The sequence below is a fragment of the Candidatus Curtissbacteria bacterium genome (genome assembly GCA_024654445.1).
GTDB lineage: Bacteria > Patescibacteriota > Microgenomatia > Curtissbacterales > GWA2-41-24 > JANLHP01.
In genome coordinates this window covers 70,106-90,807 of sequence record JANLHP010000026.1, presented here as the reverse complement: position 1 = coordinate 90,807, position 20,702 = coordinate 70,106, and the positions used below count along the sequence as shown (strand labels likewise).

Sequence of the window (20,702 nt, the reverse complement as noted above, 5' to 3'; positions counted from 1 at the left end):
CAAGCGCAAAAAGGGTTGAGAATAGTTCAAAAAGGGCGATTTGTAAAGTTTGGCCGCTGGTGGTACTGGCGATCTTTAAGTACCTGTAAAGCACTTGTGGCAGCAGAACTATCGAGGTTGTTGATCTTTCTTGACCAAATATTGCCTGGGAAGTCAAGAAATATAGTGGTTGGTTAAACTCTAACTTCAGATAAATCATATAGCCAACGAGCCCTAGAGGGACGATAAGAAGTGGCGGAAATGGATTTGTTTTCTTTTTAAGAGCAAGCGCGACGGCGAGAAATACGCCCACGAGGCGTGTCGCTGAAGCAAATGCTCCGATAATTGATGCGAGGATAATTTTATTTCGGTTTGCGAGATAAAATGCCGAAATAACAAGTAGAAAGAAGATGCCTTCAGTATAAACAGCCCCAAAGTAAAATGACGTTGGAAAACTTAGAAGAAATACCGCTGACCAGAGGGCAGTTTTGGAGTTGTAAGTTTCAGCAATTAACTTATAAAAAATCGTCAGCGCCAAAAGAAAAGCTGAATTGGATACGACAAGCGCAGCAATAAGTAAATTTCCACCAGTAAGAGTTGAGGCGAGTTTAATCAGGACTGGAAAGATGGGGAAAAACGCTTGAGTGTATTGGGCGGCATAGGCCATATCAGCAATGCCAAGATAGTGAACGCCGTCGAAATTTCCGAATGCCCAGATAAAGTGTGGTAGGTGCGTTGAGATAAGTCTTTCTTGCGAATATGGAAATGTTGCTCCAAAAGCAGGTATAAGGTGAGGAGAGAGATAGGCAACCGCAAATAAAAATATTCTCCATAATACAAAAAGGGGGAGGATATTAAAAAATACCTTTTTAAATGACATTATATTGATTTGTAAATTGCGACAGTATCCTTTGCTGTTTTAGCCCACGAGTACTGTATCGCATGTTTTTGGGATTTTTCCGAAAGGCTTTTTCTTTCTTGAGAAGAAAGATTTGTAATCAGTTTTATTTTGTTTGAAATATCTGTTGGGTCATCGGGGTCGCAATAGGTTGCAACATCACCTGTTATTTCAGATAGCGACGCGACATTCGAACAAATGACTGGCGTTCCGCTTGCCATGCTCTCAAGTACGGGTAAGCCGAATCCTTCATAGTAAGATGGCGAGACGGTGACCGTGGCAAGATTATAGATTCCAACCAGATCGTCTTCAGGTGTATACCCAGTTTTAGTCACTTCGCCGGACAAACCGAGTGCTTTTATTTTTTTATTGATCTGTTTTGTTTGTATTAAGTTCTCGTCCTCTAGTGCCTTGCCGACCATTACCAAATTTGTTCCAGAGTGTTTAATCGCTTCGAGTAAGTTGATAATGTTTTTATTCCAGTTCACATCTCCAACGTAAAGAGCAAATTCTTTTGGTAATTTGTATTTCTTTCTAATCTTCTCGAGTACTTTTTGGTTTGCTAATTTTTTAAAACTTTTCGATGGAGCGAGGTATACCACATGTACTTTCTTTTCCGGAACTGAAAGTTTTTCTATTATGTCCTTTTTGGATGTTTGTGAGTCGCAAATTATTGCGTCTGTGTTCTTTAAGGCTTTTTTTTGCAAAAATAAATTAATGTATCCTTTGATTCCGGATGGAAATCGCTCGGGAAAGACTAAAGGAATTACATCATGGATTGTCACTACCCTTCTTGAATTTTTTTTAATTGGGAGGGTATGAAAAAAGAGATCGAAATACGGGTAATGGATTACGTCTGCCGGTGGGGGAGAGGAAGCATTATTAAAAAACTCAAAATCAATTCCCCAATCCCCTTTTTTCAGTTCGTCTACTAAGTTTTTAGTGTAACTTCCTATTCCTCTGAAGCTGTGTCCTGAGTCTATTGGGGTTGTATCGATTGCTACTTTCATCTTATTTTTGTCCCATTTTCATGCCAATACTTAACATAGGCATAATAATGATGCGCACCGGAAAATAGAGCCCAAATAAAGCCTCGGAAACCATCTTTGTAACCCCTATGCCTAAAGTAGATTTTTAAGAAAGTGACCGGCGGCTTGATCAGGACGTAATATAAAAAGGTGAGTATATCTGTTCTCGTGTTTTGCTCTTTTAACTTGCTGGCAGTGAAAGATGTGTAGCGGTTTGCTCTTGTTAGGTATCTTGAAAAGTTTGGGTCGGCCAAGTGGAGAATATCGTTTCTAAGATGGCCGACATCACCCTTAATTTTGACCTGTTCGTGAACACTTATTTCCGGCAATCTACCCTTACCTTTTCTAAAGAGTCTTATAACACTGTCGGGATATGCGCCGCCTTTTGTTAAGTACCCGCCCAAAAACCAGTTTCTTCTGTTAATCCAAAAACCGTTTTCGGAAGGTGTTTTTTTAATAGTTTCTTTAATTTCGCGTGCTAGTTCTTCAGACACCCTTTCGTCTGCGTCTATTAAAAATATCCACTGTCCATGACAGTTATCTATCGCAAGATTTTTGTTGGTGTGGAACATCGGTTTATTTGTTGTTTTAATTACCTTTGCGCCTAGTTTTTCCGCGATCTCCGCAGTTCGATCGACAGATGCGCCGTCTGCAATTACTACTTCGTCCGCAAATTTATTTACCGATTCTATGCAGTCTATTATGTTTTCTTCTTCATTAAATGTAGCCAGTGCGACAGAAATTTGTGTTTTTTTCATTTTTCCTTGTAACCAATTTTAATCGATTTTTCCCCGTTTGGGAGATTTATTAATGCGACAGTTTTAAATCCTTCGGGTAAATCTGACGCACTGACAAAGAGTTCTCTTGGGTTCGTCGGTGCTTGATCTGAGAAGTAAAACTTATCAAAAGAGTTAGCGTTTCCGTTTTCTTGGAAGTTCTTTGGGTCGTATTTCGTATTAAAGAGCCAGAATACATAAGCCTGTTCAATCGATTTGTCTACTATAACCTTGTCAAAATCGTTTTTGAGTTTATTTGATTCTACTGCTGCTTGAGCGTATCCATATTGCCAGGAGAAAGCATGAGTGATTGGATAGTGGTAAAAGTATTCGTGCAGGTATATGAATAAGGACGATGCAACTGCGATGATTGTCACCCCTTGAGCAATTATTCTATACTTCCCCTTCTGCTGAATTAAGACGCTGAGTGCAAGTGCACAAATTATGGTTAAAGGTATTACCATGCTGAAGCTCCTTATGGCGTGTGGAGAAGGCCTGGCAAGCGCGACTGGGATGGGGGCGATTAACAGCCAAGCTAGTATAAGTAATGCCTCTTTATTCTTGTGTTTTACAAGAAGAAATATCCCAATAAGCGCAAGCGGTAGCTGAAAGAGATATAGCATCCCAATGCCGTCGACGTGATGCCTTGAGTTGTCGTCACCTCTTGTAAAGAGGAAATTTAAATCAAAACTTTGTAGGTAATTGTTGAGTGCGGTTTGAGCAATGGTCACCCTACGGTTATGGACTATTTTTGAAAAAGGTGAAAGGTTATCATATTCTAAGTACTTAATTGATTTTTCGATATCCTCTCTTCGTGCTTCACTCCCGGCTTGCTGCAATCTACCGGTAAAAGTCTCTCGGGGTGCAAGAATAATTAGGATAGCTACACCTGTTAGGATAATGGCAACAAACGCAGCTTTATATTTTTTAGGGAAATTTCTTATTTCATTTTTAAAAATCACAACGAGCGTTAAAAGAAGAAGAGGGGTTGTTGCTCGTTGAGCGTGGTAGGCATAAAGGGAAAGAACAAAGAGGACGGCTGATAATATGAGTAATTTTTTATTGGTTATGCCATATAGGAAAGTTGTTACAGCTGCAACTGTTAGAAAAAGACCGATATTTGCTTCTAGCCCTATTCTTGAAAAATGTAAGTGCCAGGGCGCTATTGAGAGTAGAAGGGCAGCAATAAGTGCAATCGTTTCTTTGTTTGATGAATTTTGGAAAAGTTTTCTTGCTAATAAATATACAAGTGGAACTGTCAGAAAGCCAAAGACTGCGGACGGTAACCTTGCTGCAAAAGGGGTGAGGCCGAAAATTGCTATCGATGGGACGCTAAGATACATATAAAGAGGAGGCTTGTAATCGTCAAACGAACGATTTGCAAGCGGTAAGAAATTTCCGTATTCGTCCCTACCAGTTTTGAGTATTGAGTATGCATTGTAAGCATTGCTGTTTTCATCCCAGTTAAGACTAGGCGGTACTTGGCCTAACTGGAAAAACCTTAGGGCAAACGCGAGTGCTAGTATCGTAAATAATATTGTTTTGCTTTTCACTCCAAATTGCGGCCGGGATTTACTTCGTAGAGTCGCATGTAACTACTGCCTATTCCCTTTTGGAATTTAGCGACCTCTTTGAGACGTGGATTGTTGACTTCGGCTTGATTCTCATTAAATATAAAAAATGTTTTATTATTTTTTGAAGCCGCGAGAATCTGTTCTGGTATGTTAGTTGGATCGACGGGCCAGTAACTCGATATGTGGACCCTGCTGCCTGTTGGAAAATAAATGTTGAGAGCATAAGGAAAGAGCCCGAAAGTACCTTGCGTTCCAACATATATGTCTTTGTCTTTTGATTCATTTTTTAAGATGCTTACGACTTCATTGACACCATATCCTGCGGGCCAAGAATTGAAATATTGGTCCGAATCGCTCTTGGCAATTTTTGCTGAAGGTGGGTCTGTGAGAAGCTTCACTGAGTTAAGCGTGGGCATAAGGAGTAGTAATGCAAAAACAACCACGATAATTTTTCTGCGCTGCGGAAATTTTTCAAGAAGTGTTGTTGTGAAGTAGGCAATCATCAGCAAGATGAAAGGGAAATAAAACAGCATAAATCGCGGGTACAAGATCTCGTTGTATAAAACTTCGAAGGCAAACGGAGCAAAAATGTATGCTGATAAAAATATGGCTGCTTTGTTTCTTTTGATAAGTGCGTAGATAACGCTTGCTACAAAAACGATCAACAAACCTGTTCCGATATAGGAGTTAAGCCAACCAACCATTGTTGTGAAGTTTGAGATAACAGAATCGGTAGGATTTGTTATTACGTCTTGCGTAGTTCTTATAAATTCCGCGTTTTTCTGTTCAATTATGTAGAAAAGAGGTGAAAGCCTAAGGCTGTTGAAGATAACTTGCGACAACACAAAAATTAAAAATGCATACGACCCCCATACTGCAAGCGACCTTGCAACATTCTTCTTGAAGTTGAAGAGAATAAGGGAAAAAGGCATTAGGTAAAGGAAGAAGAATCCAGAGGATTTGGTGATTAGGGAGCCACCAATTGCAAATGCCGCTAAAAAAGCAGTATCGAGGGCGGGTTTTTTTGCAAGTCTTGCTGTAAAAAATACGGCATAAATACAAAACGTTGTAAGAAGTGAGTCGTAAAGGGCTATTCGGTCGTACAAGAGTGTGAAGGGCAACACTAAATATAGTAAGGATGCCAAAATGGCAGTTTTTTTGCTAAATAGCTCTCGTCCTAATAAATAAATGCCGACTATTGAAGCGAACCCAGCAAAGACAGAGACTAATCTGCTTGCGATTAACGGCTCGCTGACTACCCTTTGGCTAATTGCCGCAAGCCATATAAACAAAGGCTGTTTGCCGTCTACTAAGGAAATATACCTATTTGCAGGGTCATTTAAAGCAACTTGAGCCCAGAATGAATAAATGGCTTCGTCTGTAAAAATGGGGATAATAGAAAGATTTATTAGCCTTGTTGCAAAGTACGTTGCGGTTATTAGGATCCAAAATATAATTGGTTTTTGTAAAAATTTGGCAAGACTTGTCATTGGTTTAAACTAATTTTTGATATTTCGAAAACCGTTTCTCCTTTTAGGTTTTTAATTTCTTCAATCTTTTGTGCGCCAGAAGGCGTGCCTCCTCTTGGCATAACGTATATGATATTTCCTCGCTGTTCAACTTCATTTTGGGAGTAAACAAAATGAAATTTTTCAAAGCCATCAACGTTTATAAAGTAAAATTGGTCCCTTGTAATCTTAGCATTTTGAACGTACTTATCGGGAGGGTATTGTAAGTAAAGTAAGAGATATATATAGGGTCTTCCAAGGTTCTTGGTTACTATTATCTGGTCAGCTTCTTGGTACAAGGGTTCGATGGCATTTACCATCTGTTTGTATCCGTATTGCCATTCTCCAGAATACTCGCGTGGCCAGTGGACGTAATATATGTGTAAGTAAAATATGAATTGGCCTACGAGAAGCAAGGTAATTGCTGTTATGAATATTTTCTTTACCTTTATCTTTTGGTATAGATGATAGAGACCAAAGGCCGCTATGAGTTGAAATGTAGGCAAGATGTGAATCATTCTCAGGGCGTGTGGTGTTTCCCTTGCTGTTGCAGGCCCGAGAGGAGATACAAGTAGCCACCCAAGCAACAGGAAACCATATTTGTGTTTTTTTGAAATTAAAAAATATATCCCAGCCGTGATAAGTGCAATATCAACGTAATAAAGCTCACCAACTTCTTGCATTGAAAGGCGGGGGTTTATGTCGCCTTTTGTGAAAAGAAATGTTGGATTAAAGGCGTCAAGATAATGCTTAAGATACTCATTGGCGTAAAAAAGTCTTCTGTTGTGGATTACCCTTGAGATTAACGGGTTATTGTCTTGGTTTCTATATTTAATAGATTCATCGCTGGGCTTTAAGTCTTTAAATATAGAGACTTCGTTGAAACGAAGCCTGCCTTCCATGGTTCGAGTTGCGAAATTAAAAAGTGGCCAAAATAAAACTCCGGCGATGACTGCCGAAACTGCGACAACTTTAATATTGTCAAGAATTTGTTTTCTAAACTGGATGGCAAGAATCAATAGGATAAATGGCACAAAGAGCCTTTGGGCTGTAAACGTATTCATCGCAAGTAGGAATGATAGAGCTGACGGAAAAATGTAGGCTGGTTTATCTTGAGCAAATTTAGCGAAAAGATAAATTCCCAAAGTCGAGAAAAATAAGGCTAAATTTCCTTCAAATGCACCTCTTGAAAGCTGCAGGTGCCAAGGAGAAATTGCCAGAAAAAAAGCGGCAAGAATTGCTACTGTTTCATTTTTGAATATTTTTCTTGCCAGGAAATATGTTAACGCTACGGTTAAGATTCCAAAAAAAACTGACGGGAACCTTATCCCAAATTCGCTTAGGCCAAAAATTGCAATTGAGGGAACGGTTGCGTAAATATAAAGCGGCGGTTTGTAGTCGCCGAAGGCGGGAAAGTTGGTTAGTGGTAGGAAATTTCCATGCTCGTCATGGCCCGTTTTTAAAATTGAATAAGCATTATAGCCTAATGACGCTTCATCCCAGTAAAGTGAGGGGGGTGTGGATCCGAGATGATAAAGCCTTAGGATCGACGCAAGAAGTATTATTGAGACAAATAGGTACTTTTTCATTTAATTGAAGATGTAAATCGCGTCTTCCCCGTTTGGATATTTTATAACTTTAAGCAGAGTAGTGTTTGATGGGAGTTCTGAAGGAAGGGTGACGAACAAAGTTTTGGCCTCTTGTTTTTGTTTTTCATATTCGATCGGTTTGAAATAGTATTTGTCGAACTTATTCCTCGTTTCCAAAAAACCGCCGGAGATTGTTCCTCCTTCTTCTAGATATTTTTGAGGGTCGTACTTTGAGTAATACAGCCAAAACTCATGCGGCTGCTCCAATTTAGTTGAAACTATAACTTTCTCATAATTTTGCTTGTTTGTTTCTGTGAACATAACAGCCTCTTTTCTGCCGTAAAGCCAAGATTTAGCAAATTCCAGAGGGAGATGTTTGTGGTATTGGTGGAGGTAAAAGGCAACATTAAGAAATAGGGCTGAGAATATCAAAGTCGTAAGTAGAGTTTTTCTTTTTGTGTAACTAATAAGTGTTAAAACGCCGATTGCGGCAAGAATTTGATATACGGGAAGAAACATTTCGCTTCTTCTTGCGTGAGGTGCCTCCCAGGTAATTGCCGAAGCAATTGGCGCTGTTAAAAACCAGAAAATTAAGAGCAATTTAGTTTTTTGGTCGAAATTGCCTCTTATTAAGAAGTAGGCGCCCGCGACTATAAAAGGTAAATCCCATAAGTACAGTAGCCCTATCTCTGGTGCGTGGTGTATTTCAAGATCAGCGTCGAAGAAAAGAAAGTTCGAACTAAAGTGCGAAAGATAATTTTCTATAAGTTTGGGTATATAAACAAAACGGCGATTATGTAAAACTCTTCCTGTAAATTTCTGGCCGTTTTTTTCGTCCTGGGCAATAAGTTCGGCACTTTTAAAATGGAGCGATTTGTCACCAAATATAGTAGTTCCTTGATACCTTTGTTGACCGGCTGTTGAGAAAATGAGGGGCAGAAGACAAATTGCAAAAGTGGCGGCAATTATTGCTGGCAAGATTAAGTATTTTTTAATGTTTTGAAGTTCTTTTCGGTATAGGAATATGAGAAATAAGGAAAAGGGAGGCACATAAACTCGGGCAGTGTGATATGTAAAAAGGTTTAATCCAAACGCCAAAGATGTTATCGAAAACCATGCTAATGTTTTTTTGCTTTGTGATTTTGTACCCTTTATAAAGGCCCAAATGCCAAGAGTAAACCAAAGAATAGCAGCGTTAGTGTCAAAGGCTACACGGGATAATTGGAGATGCCAGGGAGAAACTGCCAAAAAAAGCGCTGAAAAAAGAGCTATATTTTTGTTTTTAAAAAGTTCTTTGGTCATGAGATAGGTTGTGAGGATGGTTAAAGTTCCAATGATAACGGAGGGAAGTCGGACTGAAAAATCGTTGAGCCCAAAGACGGTTATTGATGGAACGACTGCATATATATAAAGAGGGTTCTTATAATCGTCGTAAGACCTGAATGCCAAAGGTAATTTGCTTCCAAACTCATCTTTTCCAGTTTTGAGGATTGAGTAGGCGTTGTAACCATTTGCGATTTCATCCCAGTTAAGGCTTGGCGGTACTTTGTTAAGATGATAAAGTCGCAGAACTGCAGCTAATAAAACGATTGCGATGATGGGTAGATTACGTTTTAGCATATCGAAGAGCTACAAAAAGCGCTGCAGTTAGTGACACAAACGTTATTAAATCTGCAAGAGCACGAAGTCGAGTTTCTGTGAACTTAGCTTCAACTAAATGGGTGCCTGCTGGCAATCTTATTGCCATAAGCCCAGACATATCTTTTTGCCAATTTAAAGCTTTATAACTTGATCCGGTCACAGTAATTTCATGCGGCTCTAGCTTCCTACCGTCAACTTTTATTTCCCACCCTGGAAAGTAGTACCTGTTAAGACGCATCCTTGCCCGCAGAGTTTCTACATTTACAACTAAGATAATTTTATTGGATTTGTTTTCGAGGCTTCTTACTTTAGCTATGCCTTCATCGATATCAACGAATTCGGATTTGTTAAAGTCTTCGGGAGCATTTGTCGTGTGACGAGTTTTAGGTGTAAATTCTCCATATTGAGTTGCGGATTGTGAATAATTTTCAAAATATTCGTCGCTAAATAAAACTTTTTCGTTGATTCTTAAGTGGTTTCTGTTTGCAACTAGAACAGCTGCAATTAAGAGTATTGAAAAAAGTGTAATCTTTACTGATTTTGCAACATATGCGGCCAGGAAGGCCACGCTGAGAGTGGTCACACCTAGAAGCCTCCACGGCAAGTCGATAACGCTGAGCAAGTCAATATTTTTCCAAATGTATATAGAGGGGGAACTTTTTATAGCGAGAAAAATGCTAAATGCAAAAATTAACAAGAATAGGGCGCTGAGGTTAAGGGTCTTACTGTCTACTTCTAGATAAGAATTAAGGAAATTTTTATGAACTAGAACACATGCTGCGAAAAATATGATAAGACTTGTGGCCATTGTGAGAACTAGAATATGAGCAAGACCTAATTGGAAAGACATTTGGTCGCCAACTACGCCAACCAGATCAAATCCGTATCCCCAAGGAGAATATATTAATTGTTTTAAGGAGATAAAATGGTCGGGATATGCAACGGCGATAATCTCTTCAAGTCTTACGTAATGTTTTTCCAAAAGTGAGGGTAGATAAGTGAGGCTGGCAATCGCGGCTGCCCAAATTATTGAAAGAGTGGCTAGAGCAAAAAATTTAGGCGACTTTTTAGAAATTGCCAGCGCGAGGATGTATGTTCCAACAACGGGAAGAATGATCATGGCAACAAGATTTTGGGACAGCAGCAAAAGAGCTGTCGAAAGAGCAGTTATCGCTGTCCATTTTATGTTCAGTTTTTTCGAGAGTTTTGTAACTGAATAAAAAACGAGAGGCGTGAAAGTATATGCGAGCAGTTCTGATATTGAACCCCTTACATAGATTAGAGAAAGTCTGTAAGGAGCCCAAATATAGAAGATTGCCCCAACGAGCGCAGCTTTTTGGCTTTTGAAAATCTCTTTTAGCCAAAGATAAGAAAAAACACCTGAGAAAATAAAACCAAAAGCCATCAAGATTTTAAATGAATGCTGATAGGAAATTCCGAGAGAATGAATTGCAGCACCAAGAAAATAAGGCGCTGGGTATATGTATACAAACATTGGGCTACCGAGGCTACTGTATAATGTTGGGGCGATTCGGGGTGGTATTTGGAAGTCCTGCAGTGCTAGGTAGTACTGTGCGATTCTAGCCGTGTGGGTTTCTCCGTCATGGCTAGTATATAGTCCGTTTTGCGCGAGCGATTTTAAGGCGGGGGCAGAAATTGCGATTAGGAGAATGATCGCTAAGAAAGTCGAGTTGTATAATATTTTCACTCTAGAAAAATTCTAGCACAAAGATAGATATTATGAGCTTTTTTTTAAAACTAAAATATATATTTTTAATACTTTTGGTTGTTTTTATACTGCCTTTTGACGTCTATGCCGTTTATGATCCAATAAATGTACATAATAATAAGGTAGGGATAGGCTTGCTTTCGCCGGAGTCGGAAATAGAAGAAGCTGCTTCGATGGTAAACAGCAATGGCGATTGGGGTTACGTGCTGCTACTTGTCACTAAAAATGAAAGAGATATAGATAGGTGGCGGGGAGTTTTTCACCAGCTGTCGAAATACCATTTAATACCCATCGTTCGTATTGCAACGAAGTTTGACCAAGGCTCGTGGCAAAGACCGGAAAAGGATGACGCGGCACAGTGGGCTGAGTTTTTGTCCGCTCTTCCCTGGCCCACAAAGATCAGATACGTGCAAGTTTATAACGAGGTTAATCATGGCTCCGAGTGGGGAGGGCAGGTAGACCCGAAAAGTTATACGGACGAATTGTCCAAAACAATTTCCGAGCTTAAAAGACGGAGTGATGACTTTTTTGTTTTGGGCGCTCCTTTGGATCTTGCTCTTATGGAAAACAGCGAAGGTGCGATGAGTGCAGATATTTACTTTGCACAAATGGAGGAGCATAAAGGTGGGATCTTCAAGGAATTTGATGGGCTTGCTTCACACTCTTACCCAAATCCGGAATTTAGCGCAAGCCCACTTAAGTCGGGCCGTACAGGAATAGACGGATACAAATGGGAGCTTTCTGTTCTTTCTCCTTATTTAAATGGCAAAAACTTGCCTGTATTTATTACAGAGACAGGTTGGAAGCGTTCTGAAGTGTTAACCGAAGAAACCGTTTCTGATTATTTTGAAGCCTCTTTTCGTGATATTTGGAATGACGAACGAGTTGTAGCTGTTACACCTTTTATTTTTAATTATCCCGAGTCTCTTTTTTATGACTTTTCTTTCAAAGTACAAGGACAAGTTCTTGGGAAAAAATATTTCGATCAATACACGACCATTGCCAATCTAGATAAAATTGCCGGCAGCCCTGCACGCGAAGATCTTGCATCAGAGATAAAGTCGAACATTCCAGAGTTTGTCGTTCGCGATGTGGGCAAAAGAGTAAAGATTACATTTAAAAATAAGGGGCATTACATTTGGCATACGTCCGACCTTAAACTTGAAACCAATTCGAAAGATGCAGGGATGTGGGATATAAGTTTTGAAAAAGAAGAAATATTTCCGGGTGAAGACACAAATGTTAGTATGTGGTTAAAAGCTACAAATACTGGGAGTATTCCTCTCGAGTTTGCTGTTTTCAATAATTCTAAATTGTTAAGTTCAAAAAGTTATATTGTTCGAAGTGAAACGGAACTTGAGCGTACCTGGAGAATACTAAAGGCGCTCATTTAAATCATGAAGAACATAGCAAACATAATAAAGATTTCGCGGCCCCTTTATCATCTAATTTTTCCCCTTGCGGTACTAATTCTTTTGACTGCCGCAATTGAACTCGTTGCCCCTGTACTTTCAAAGTTTATAGTCGATGAGATTGTTTCAAAGATTCAGGGACACGGCGCAAGTACACAAAGATTGATACTTTTAATTGCCGTTGCCTTTGGTGCAAATTTAATGGGCGTTTTGCTTACTTCTGTTAGCGAAAGGCTTGGAGATCATTTTGCCGGTAGACTGAGAAAATATTTAACGGAAAAATTTTACTACAAAATACTTGCTTTGCCCCAGAGTTATTTTGATAGTGAAATATCGGGCAAAATAGTTCATCAGTTAAATAGAGCGATTACGTCTATTCAAAATTTTGTGAATGCAGCGACTAACTTTATGTTGCCTATGCTTTTGCAGAGCATATTCACGATAGCGGTGCTTGCTTACTATAATATTCCAATTGCGATTTTTACTTTCTTACTTTTTCCTATATACCTTACTCTTAGCTACTGGAGTGCCAAAAAGTGGGGTTTGGAAGAGATAAAGAAAAATAAAATCGAAGATATAACTCGAGGCAGAATCCAAGAAGTAGTTTCTAATATTAAATTAGTTACGAGCTTTAATAGTCAAAAAGCCGAATATAAATTTTTAGAAAAAAGTCTTGGAGACATTAACAAAATTTATGCAAAGCAAAGTCGGACTTTTCATATTTTTGATTTTGCTCGTAATTTTTCGTTGCACATAATATTACTCGCAATTAACCTTGTAGTTTTTTACAGCGCATTTTCTGGTTCGATGTCGATCGGTACGATGGTTTTAATTCTTCAGCTTGTTACCCAGGCAAGGAGGCCTCTTTTTGCAATGTCGTTCATGCTTACTCAGATACAGACTGCAGAGAGCGGGTCTAAGGAATATTTCGAGATTCTAAATCTACCTTCTTCGGAAGACTTCGACTCGAGAGATGCAGTTTCTATTATTCGTGATGCTTCTATCGAATTCAAAAATGTTTCCTTCGCATATGATGAGGCGGGTGACGTTCTAAAAAATGTGTCGTTTGTGATCGGAAAGGATGAGGCGGTTGCGCTCGTTGGCCCAAGTGGAACCGGCAAAACGACAATCGCTAATTTAATTTTAAAATTTTATGAACCAGGTAGCGGTGAGATTTACTTGAAAGGTAAACCTTACAAAAAATTTTCTCATAACTTCATCAGAAGTAATGTTTCTCTCGTATTCCAAGAAAGCGAGTTGTTTTCCACAAGCGTAAGAGAAAATGTTGCATATGGAGATAGGAGACACACCGAGAAGCAAATTATAACCGCCCTCAAGAAGGCAAACGCGTGGGAATTTGTAAGAAAACTCCCTCAAGGTCTGGGTACACTCGTTGGAGAAAGAGGCGTTCGTCTTTCAGGAGGACAAAAACAAAGAATACAAATCGCCAGAGCCATACTTAAGAATTCTCCTATTTTAATTTTAGACGAGGCCACAAGCAGCCTTGATGCTAAAAGCGAAAGAGAGGTTCAGGTAGCACTTGAAAATTTGATGGCAGGAAAACTCGTCATCATTATTGCCCACAGATTTTCGACTATTCAAAATGTTGATAAGGTAATTGTTGTCGATGAGGGTAAAGTTGTTGATTCAGGCAATCCTCAGGAACTTGCTAAAAAACCAGGAGTTTATTCTGATTTATTGAATTACCAAATAGAGGGAAATAGGAAATTACTCGAAAAATTTGAATTGCACTAGAGTAATTTCCTGCGGGCCTCGCTCTTTCGAGCTGCGGGCCTAAAACTTGAAAGGCAATGCCGAGGGCTTTTCAGCTCTCGGAAGTTTATTAGACCTTTAAGGTTTTAGTGATCTGTTTGAAACGACTGAGGTCGTGAATTTTTTGGCGTCGTAGCCAGCTTTAGTGTATTTATCCTTATGTTTTATAAGTAACCATGCGTTATCTTTTTTCGTAGGAGGAAATCCTTTTGTCTTAACTAGGGCGAAGGATCCCTTCAGCCTTTTTCCGTTTAAGAAGAATTTTATTTCGCCTTTTTTAATTCCCTCTTCCATGATTTTTTCACCCGTCTTTTTGTCGTCTATTTGCACTCTTTTGCCGTTAACATCCATTTCGGGTATATACGTTCCCTTGTCCCAAATTATTACTTGCCCTACTCCGTATTGCCCTTCTGGAATTTCCCCTTCGAAATGTTGATAGTCGATCGGGTGATCTTCTGTTTGCATTGCGAGTCTTTTGACAGAGCTGTCGAGCGAGGGGCCTTTCGGCACTGCCCATGATGGCATCGCGCCATTTACTTCTAGCCTAAAATCATAGTGGAGTGCTGTCGCTTTATGTTTTTGGATAACGAATGATAAAGCGGCAGGGTTTGCCGTTTTGGATGTAAAAGGTTCAGGAGTTTTGTCCTTACTCCTCATCGATCGATACTTGGCAAGCTTGTCGTCTTTTGCCATATCATAATTTTAACATTTGCCTTTTTATAAGTTTCAAGTTAAGCTAATCTCATGGCTAGCAAGAAAGACAGTCTTATAGAGAATGTGCAGCATCTCTCGCGAAGGATGTTGGTATCGCTTGCCGCGATTTTCTTTATTATTTGGATTGTAATTGGCGTTTTTGTGTTGTTTATTATATTTCAAGGTTTGAGAAGTGGTGCCTTTTCGGGACTTGGTAGTCAATCTCCCGCGTCTGGACAGGAGGTCCAAGCTCCAACAGAAACAGAACTTCCTGGAATCGGAAAAGTTAATATTGAATGCGTACAAGGCGCTCTAAGTCCTGAATCGATTCAAAAGTTACTTGAGAACAATGACGTGAAGGTATTAACTGCGGAAGAAAAACAAAAGTTCGACGCTTGTATTGTAAAAAATTAAAGCTCGGGGTATATAACCTTTCCACTTGGCCTTCCTACAAAACCCCCATCTTGAAAGACAGTTTTCCCGCGCATGACTACTTTTTTTACCTCTCCCCTTCCACTCATCCCTTCAAATGGGGTCCATGCACATTTCGTAAATAATTTGTCTTTTGAAATTTTAAACGTTTTTGAAAAATCTAAAAGTACAAAAGTGTCAAGTTGTTGTGGCAAATGAAATATTCTCCTTGGGTTAGTCGATATCATTTCGATTAATCTTTCTGTCGTTGTCATTCCTCGCGCAATTGCGTCAAACATCAAAGGCAAGGTTGTTTCAAGACCTGGGACTCCATATTTGGCGCTTGATTTGTCTTCTTTTTCTTCTTTTGTGTGAGGTGCGTGATCTGTCGCTATGACGTCTATTTTGTCTATATTCTTCCATAATTTTTGCTGATCACTTTTTGAAAGAAGTGGGGGTTTCATCATGCCGTATGGGCCAAGTCTTGCCATGTCTTTTTTGCTTAAGAACAAATGGTGAGGAGTAACTTCCGAAGTAATTACCACGCCTTCTTTTTTGGCTTTTTCAATTGCCGGTAATTGATCTGCCGTAACATGACATACGTGTAAATTTTTTTGATATTTTTTTGCAAGTTTTATCGCTACTTCCACGGTCTCTCCTTCCGCATGAACCATTACAGGAAGAGGGCTGGTCCAAGATTTAAAGATAATTTCTCTTTCTTTAAGTTTGTCTATCAAAAGTGGGCCTGTTGTGTGGTTCATGTAAACTTTGACGCCAAAAACCTTTTTGTAAACCTTTTTGAAATATTTGGCTGACGACGCTGTTCCCCCAAAATTAAAACCAACGTCGCACCATATTTTTCCCTTTGCAAGTTTAATTTTATTTTCGAGAGTAGTTGGAGTTATAGTTGGAGGTTGGTTGTTCGGCATGTCTAAAACTTGAGTGTAACCACCTGCTATAGCTGCTTTCGTTCCTGTTGAGAAATCTTCTTTGTGTGTTGCGCCGGGTTCTCGGAAGTGAACGTGAGGATCAGCCAGGCCAGGCAGTTTGATAATGTTGTTCCTATGACTCATAGTTAATTTTACCACGGGCAATTAAATATCTTCTCTGTTCTGTTATATTTAAATTGTGCAGCAGACAGAATTAAAATTTAAAAAGAGAAGACTAATTCGGGATTTTTTTATTTTATGTTTGTCTATAATTATCGCAATCTACATCCATAATTCCTCTTTTTCTCAATTTTTAACGGCTTATCCATCCCCTGTCCTCCTTATCTTTGTAGTAATCTTTGCTGGGGTTCTTTTTTCATTCACATTTACGGTCGCCATTTCTACATCTATTTTTATTCTCATTTCACAACAGGGCGCTAATCCTTTAATGGTAGCAATGCTCGGTGGCATAGGATCATCCGCGGGTAATTGGGTCATTTACAGATTCCTAAAAGGAGAGGTTCTTGATGACTTGGAGCTGATTGAACCAAAATCTGCAAAAAGGGTTGCGCATAGGATTTTGCATTCTAAACTGTTTATTGGTTTGGTGCCATATCTTGCTGCGATTGTACTAATCTCTCCCCTGCCCGACGAACTTGGGTTAATGATGCTTGCCGGAGTTAAATTTAAACATTTTAGGTTTTTCTTTGCGTCAATCATTTTACACGCAATCGGGATTTTGCTTATAGTTTTATCCGCCAGAACATTCGCTTAGCTACTTAAATATTTTGAACTTGACCAAACCTGCTTGATGCATAAGATAGCTGAAGACTGTCCATAGAGTTAGTATTCCGTACTGGCTCGACCTTTTGAAGTTGATTGATGATGCTTCCGGAAAATACTTACATGGGACAGGAATATCAGAAATGTTATATCCGTATGAGAGTGCGGATATCAGTATTTGTTGGTCAAAAACAAAATCATCGGAAAATTTGGGATAAGGAATTGTTCTTAGAACGTCACTTGAAAAAGCTCTGAATCCGGTGTGATATTCGGATAGATTGAGACCCATAGCTAAGTTTTCAACTAGAGTTAGGAACCTATTTGCAAAATATTTCCACAAAGGCATGCCACCCGCGAGTACCTGCCTTCTTGTTTGAATTCGAGAACCGAGCATAATGTCTGTTCTGCCGTTAACAATTGGTTCGCACATTACTCCAACAAGCTTTGCGTCGTACTGGTAATCGGGGTGAACCATAACTATCACGTCGGGATTTCGCTTTAGTGCTTCGTCGTAGCATGTTTTTTGGTTGCCGCCGTAGCCCTTATTTTTGTTGTGGGTGTAAACCGTTATCCCAAGATCCTTTGCTTTTTCAACCGTTTTGTCGCCAGACGCATCGTCTACAAGTATAACTTCGCTAATTAAATCTTTAGGCAAGTCCTCGTAAGTTTTCTTAACAGTCTTTTCTGCGTTATACGCGGGCATAACTACGATAATGTGAGGTTTTTTAATAGGGTTCCAGAGTACGTTGTTATCTTTCAAATTGTTTGATTATATTTCTGTCTGATATTTTATTCTGAGCGAAAAAACCAGGGATTTCATCTTCTGGATGGATCGAATTTTGAGCGAAGATCAGAGAAGCACGGCCTTTAGACCGTGGTTTTATATTATTGTCTTTCTGATCATTAAATATGAGTTGTGGAAGTTGTCTGAGAGCCCAGAGAAATCCTAGCAGGAAAGGTAGGTCCCATGTAAATAATGCTTTTGCAAAATGATAGGGCTGCCATATGAGGTGATTTATCAGTAAGATTGGATCGTCGATGTTTTTCCATACAAAAAGAAATTGGTTTTTGTAAGCTGCTTTTTTAACAAATGATTCTTTGTAATGTTTTTTGATTGCGCCTTCCTCGTGAAAGTGGTCAACTTTAGATTTCGGCTCAAAAATGCATTTGTATCCCCTTTTTCTGGCTCTATAGCTTAGGTCGATATCCTCCCAATAAAACGGGGCGAATGTTGTGTCGAAACCGCCTATCTCACTAAATTTCTTTCGGTCAACCAGGCTGGACCCTCCCGAAACCCACAGCGTTTCCCCTTCTTCAATCTTTGCAGGAAAGTGTTCTAAAAATCCCCGTCTGAATCTTGCACCGCCTTTTCCCCTTGTTATAACTTTTCCATTCTCGTGGCTTAAATCCGCGAGTCCTACAGCAAAAATATCTTCTTGCTTAAAATGTTCACGTGCATAGTCGAGGAATCCTTCTTTTGGAACGACATCTGAATTTAGCAGCAGGACAAGATCGCCTGATGCTGCACTGACACCCTCGTTTACAGTTTTTCCGAAACCTCTATTTTTATGGTGAATTATGGTTTTTACTTGTTTAAAGTCTTTTTTTAAAATCTTGACAGAGTTGTCAGAAGACGCGTCGTCAACAACGATGACTTCGCAACCTTTGCAAGCTTTAAGCACCTGTGGCAGGTTTTTTGACAACAGGTTTTCACCATTATAGTTGGGTATTACTATCGATATTTTTTGAGCCATAGAAGTGAAAACATAACGATCGTAATAAATGTTCCGCCTGCCGTTAGGGCTAGACCATTATAAAAGGTTTTGGGTTGATATTTGAAATGGATAGCGTGTTCCCCTCTGGCAACGAGGACCATTTGAAAGATAGAATCGGCAGGGTAAATTTTTGTTTCCTTTTCGTCAATGTATACTTTCCATCCTGGATAATAAACGTTTGTTAGAACCAGAGCCGAATCTTGTGAAGTTTTTGTTTTGAGTGACACAAACTGGTCTCTATAGGATTCTATCGATAGTGATTTGTCTCCTCCATTTTCTGGAAGTGACATTTCTCGTGAAGTTGCGGTTTTGCTGAAATCGAAGTTGTTATCAAGTAATTTCGAATATTCGTCCTCTTTTGAATTTGCCTTAATCACCTCATCCACAAAAAATGCCCTTGGCATGCTACCGTTGTTTTTGAATACCTTCGTTTCGCCTTCTTCAAAAACTTTTTCGAAGTTTTCATTTTTAATTTCGCTGAAACTCAAAATGTACTTTACGTTCAGAAGATTTACTAAGGGTGATTTGTAATTTTGAGGTGTAATAATTCTATTAAACGATCCTGCTTCCTGATGTGGGTTGTGTGATTCAAGAACTGTAATAAATTTTGCATAGTCCGCAAGATAAAGAGGGTCGTATCCATTTATTGATTCGATTCGATAAACACTTGATGTGTTTGGGGGCATTATGCGGCTATCTGTTGTCATTACTCTAAATGGCTTTTCCTGGGCTTTAAGAAAACTAGTCGTTGCCGTCTCAGGAAAAATCCATGAGGTTTTTGAATAGGGTGTAAATTTATCTGCGAATCTAAACAGCTCGAATGCCGAGACTGTAAAAATAGCAGCAATAAGAAAGTACGATGAAAATTTGTAAATCCTTAAGGTAAATATAGCCATAACTACTAATACAGTCGCGAGAGGAAGAATGAGATTTCTGATCGCTACCCGATAAGCATCTATATTGCCTGCTTTGGGAAAAATTTCTGGATTCAAATAAGTGAAGGCGAAAACTGTAAGCAACACTAGGAAGATTGATAGGGGTGACACCAGTAATATTTTCTTGGGTTTTCCCTTCAAAAAATAATCTAAGCCAAAGGCTGTAAGAGCAGAAAGGGCAAACACTAGCAAAAATATGATCCTTGAGGGTTGAAATGATGAAATAAATGGAATGTTTTGCTGATAGATAATTTTGGATATGGGGTTTTGTAAACCAAATAGCAGTGAGATTGCAACGAGGGTTATGAAAAAGTATTTCTTGTCATGGTTTTTCTTGCTCGCCATTGCAAGGAGCGCAAACGAAAGGGGCATAATTCCAATAAAGCTTACAAATTCGGCGTAATTCCAGACTCCCCAGTAGTTATATGTGGCAGGATTGCCGAAATAATCAGGTGCAAGTAACTGGATGAGGTGTTTGGGGGGAATGAACCAGTCTTCTCTGCCTTGGTAATATCCTTGGTCCGTATTTCTTGCCGAAAGATTGGAAAATTCAATCGCAGGAAGGACTTGGACAGATGAAATGAGACAGCCAAGTATTATCGCGAACGTGATGATGGCTGCAGAAGGGAAGTTTTTCTTCTGAACTTGAGTGAAAATTAAAAACAAAGCAGATGCAACTAACGAATAAAATGCGGTTTGAGGGTGGCCGGAAAGAATTGTTTGCGAAACTGCAATCGTAAGCAGTAAAAAAAACCCTGCAGAGATTTTTTTGGTGATTTTGGATATGCATAACAGAATGAGAGGCAGCCACACGGCCGTTGTTGTGACTGTTCCCCACGTCATCCAGGCGACGTAAAAGCCTGTAAAGGGGAGAATGAAGGCGCCAAATGCAGACGCGGCGCTGGACAAGCCTAAGTTTTTTAGAAGAAAAAACATAAAGCCACCCGTCGCGAGTAGGGGCAAAATAATATTTACTCCCCAAGCGACGTTAAAAGGAAGAGCAAAAAAAGTGATGTTAAATATTTGGAAGGGGGCAGATTGAACATTTGAAAGTAAAGGCTGCCCGGCAAAACTATATGGGTTCCACAGGGGGGCGAGTTTATTTTTAAACGATTCAACGGATTGTAGCTTCCATGGATATGTTTGCAAAATTGGATCTGTTATGAGTGGATTTTTTGTCGGAAACTTGCCAGGCATGAATCCTTCAAAGGAATTGTCGCGCCAAGGATGATAAAGACCAAGAAGGCTGTCTGAGGGCATTGGAAATTT

17 protein-coding genes are annotated in these 20,702 nt (G+C 39.4%); 4 read left to right on the top strand and 13 right to left on the bottom strand.

The annotated features are described in order from the left end of the window. The 8 genes from NUV69_05170 to NUV69_05135 all read right to left on the bottom strand — a co-directional run. Positions 1–859: hypothetical protein (locus NUV69_05170; GenBank protein ID MCR4325049.1), on the bottom strand; the 859-nt coding region annotated here is incomplete at its 3' end. Continuing rightward, a complete protein-coding gene (locus NUV69_05165) occupies positions 859–1,887 on the bottom strand; it encodes a glycosyltransferase family 4 protein (GenBank protein MCR4325048.1) in 1,029 nt (342 codons plus the stop codon). The genes NUV69_05170 and NUV69_05165, both read right to left, overlap by 1 nt. After that, positions 1,884–2,663, bottom strand: coding sequence for a glycosyltransferase family 2 protein (locus NUV69_05160; protein MCR4325047.1), 780 nt, complete (start codon positions 2,661–2,663; stop codon positions 1,884–1,886). The genes NUV69_05165 and NUV69_05160 overlap by 4 nt, the downstream gene beginning before the upstream one ends. Continuing rightward, the gene (locus tag NUV69_05155; GenBank protein MCR4325046.1) at positions 2,660–4,234 is read right to left on the bottom strand and encodes a glycosyltransferase family 39 protein; all 1,575 of its coding nucleotides are present in this window, start codon (positions 4,232–4,234) and stop codon (positions 2,660–2,662) included. Before NUV69_05155 ends, NUV69_05160 begins: the two co-directional genes overlap by 4 nt. After that, positions 4,231–5,745, bottom strand: coding sequence for a glycosyltransferase family 39 protein (locus NUV69_05150; GenBank protein MCR4325045.1), 1,515 nt, complete (start codon positions 5,743–5,745; stop codon positions 4,231–4,233). The genes NUV69_05155 and NUV69_05150 overlap by 4 nt, the downstream gene beginning before the upstream one ends. After that, complete coding sequence (locus NUV69_05145) at positions 5,742–7,352, bottom strand: phospholipid carrier-dependent glycosyltransferase (protein MCR4325044.1); 1,611 nt, start codon at positions 7,350–7,352, stop codon at positions 5,742–5,744. Before NUV69_05145 ends, NUV69_05150 begins: the two co-directional genes overlap by 4 nt. Continuing rightward, positions 7,353–8,972 carry a glycosyltransferase family 39 protein gene (locus NUV69_05140; protein ID MCR4325043.1) on the bottom strand — a complete coding sequence of 540 codons (1,620 nt, stop codon included), beginning with the start codon at positions 8,970–8,972 and terminating at the stop codon, positions 7,353–7,355. Beyond that, positions 8,959–10,701: a 6-pyruvoyl-tetrahydropterin synthase-related protein gene (locus tag NUV69_05135; GenBank protein MCR4325042.1), complete on the bottom strand. Its 1,743-nt coding sequence runs from the start codon at positions 10,699–10,701 to the stop codon at positions 8,959–8,961. Before NUV69_05135 ends, NUV69_05140 begins: the two co-directional genes overlap by 14 nt. A 32-nt stretch (positions 10,702–10,733) precedes the next feature. On the opposite strand from NUV69_05135, the gene NUV69_05130 reads away from it, so the two are divergent. Together NUV69_05130 and NUV69_05125 are read left to right on the top strand one after the other, a co-directional pair. Continuing rightward, positions 10,734–12,116: a hypothetical protein gene (locus NUV69_05130; GenBank protein MCR4325041.1), complete on the top strand. Its 1,383-nt coding sequence runs from the start codon at positions 10,734–10,736 to the stop codon at positions 12,114–12,116. 3 nt (positions 12,117–12,119) lie between these two features. Then, on the top strand, positions 12,120–13,889 hold the full coding sequence (locus NUV69_05125) for an ABC transporter ATP-binding protein/permease (GenBank protein ID MCR4325040.1): 1,770 nt from the start codon (positions 12,120–12,122) through the stop codon (positions 13,887–13,889). Between the two features lie 96 nt (positions 13,890–13,985). Here NUV69_05125 and NUV69_05120 read toward each other — a convergent pair whose 3' ends face one another. Beyond that, positions 13,986–14,600, bottom strand: a complete 615-nt coding sequence (locus NUV69_05120) for a 3'-phosphoesterase (GenBank protein MCR4325039.1) — start codon at positions 14,598–14,600, stop codon at positions 13,986–13,988. A 51-nt stretch (positions 14,601–14,651) separates the two neighbouring features. On the opposite strand from NUV69_05120, the gene NUV69_05115 reads away from it, so the two are divergent. After that, on the top strand, positions 14,652–15,014 hold the full coding sequence (locus NUV69_05115) for a hypothetical protein (GenBank protein ID MCR4325038.1): 363 nt from the start codon (positions 14,652–14,654) through the stop codon (positions 15,012–15,014). On the opposite strand, the gene NUV69_05110 is transcribed toward NUV69_05115, so the two are convergent. Beyond that, a complete protein-coding gene (locus NUV69_05110; protein ID MCR4325037.1) occupies positions 15,011–16,099 on the bottom strand; it encodes a dihydroorotase family protein in 1,089 nt (362 codons plus the stop codon). The two genes, NUV69_05115 and NUV69_05110, sit on opposite strands and share 4 nt — an antisense overlap. Before the next feature lie 40 nt (positions 16,100–16,139). On the opposite strand from NUV69_05110, the gene NUV69_05105 reads away from it, so the two are divergent. Continuing rightward, complete coding sequence (locus NUV69_05105; GenBank protein MCR4325036.1) at positions 16,140–16,715, top strand: hypothetical protein; 576 nt, start codon at positions 16,140–16,142, stop codon at positions 16,713–16,715. Here the strand turns inward: NUV69_05105 and NUV69_05100 are convergent, their stop codons facing one another. The 3 genes from NUV69_05100 to NUV69_05090 are packed head-to-tail and all read right to left on the bottom strand — an operon-like array spanning position 16,716 to position 20,693. Further along, on the bottom strand, positions 16,716–17,483 hold the full coding sequence (locus NUV69_05100) for a glycosyltransferase family 2 protein (protein MCR4325035.1): 768 nt from the start codon (positions 17,481–17,483) through the stop codon (positions 16,716–16,718). It lies immediately after the preceding gene. Next, complete coding sequence (locus NUV69_05095; protein ID MCR4325034.1) at positions 17,473–18,477, bottom strand: glycosyltransferase family 2 protein; 1,005 nt, start codon at positions 18,475–18,477, stop codon at positions 17,473–17,475. Before NUV69_05095 ends, NUV69_05100 begins: the two co-directional genes overlap by 11 nt. Further along, on the bottom strand, positions 18,456–20,693 hold the full coding sequence (locus NUV69_05090) for a YfhO family protein (GenBank protein MCR4325033.1): 2,238 nt from the start codon (positions 20,691–20,693) through the stop codon (positions 18,456–18,458). The genes NUV69_05095 and NUV69_05090 overlap by 22 nt, the downstream gene beginning before the upstream one ends. Positions 20,694–20,702: the final 9 nt, after the last annotated feature.

Bases quoted from the DNA above. Each gene is read 5' to 3' on its own strand.
- NUV69_05165 (MCR4325048.1), bottom strand. From the start codon at position 1,887: ATGAAAGTAGCAATCGATACAACCCCAATAGACTCAGGACACAGCTTC.
- NUV69_05160 (MCR4325047.1), bottom strand. From the start codon at position 2,663: ATGAAAAAAACACAAATTTCTGTCGCACTGGCTACATTTAATGAAGAA.
- NUV69_05150 (MCR4325045.1), bottom strand. From the start codon at position 5,745: ATGACAAGTCTTGCCAAATTTTTACAAAAACCAATTATATTTTGGATC.
- NUV69_05145 (MCR4325044.1), bottom strand. From the start codon at position 7,352: ATGAAAAAGTACCTATTTGTCTCAATAATACTTCTTGCGTCGATCCTA.
- NUV69_05140 (MCR4325043.1), bottom strand. From the start codon at position 8,972: ATGCTAAAACGTAATCTACCCATCATCGCAATCGTTTTATTAGCTGCA.
- NUV69_05130 (MCR4325041.1), top strand. From the start codon at position 10,734: ATGAGCTTTTTTTTAAAACTAAAATATATATTTTTAATACTTTTGGTT.
- NUV69_05125 (MCR4325040.1), top strand. From the start codon at position 12,120: ATGAAGAACATAGCAAACATAATAAAGATTTCGCGGCCCCTTTATCAT.
- NUV69_05120 (MCR4325039.1), bottom strand. From the start codon at position 14,600: ATGGCAAAAGACGACAAGCTTGCCAAGTATCGATCGATGAGGAGTAAG.
- NUV69_05115 (MCR4325038.1), top strand. From the start codon at position 14,652: ATGGCTAGCAAGAAAGACAGTCTTATAGAGAATGTGCAGCATCTCTCG.
- NUV69_05095 (MCR4325034.1), bottom strand. From the start codon at position 18,477: ATGGCTCAAAAAATATCGATAGTAATACCCAACTATAATGGTGAAAAC.
- NUV69_05090 (MCR4325033.1), bottom strand. From the start codon at position 20,693: ATGCCCTCAGACAGCCTTCTTGGTCTTTATCATCCTTGGCGCGACAAT.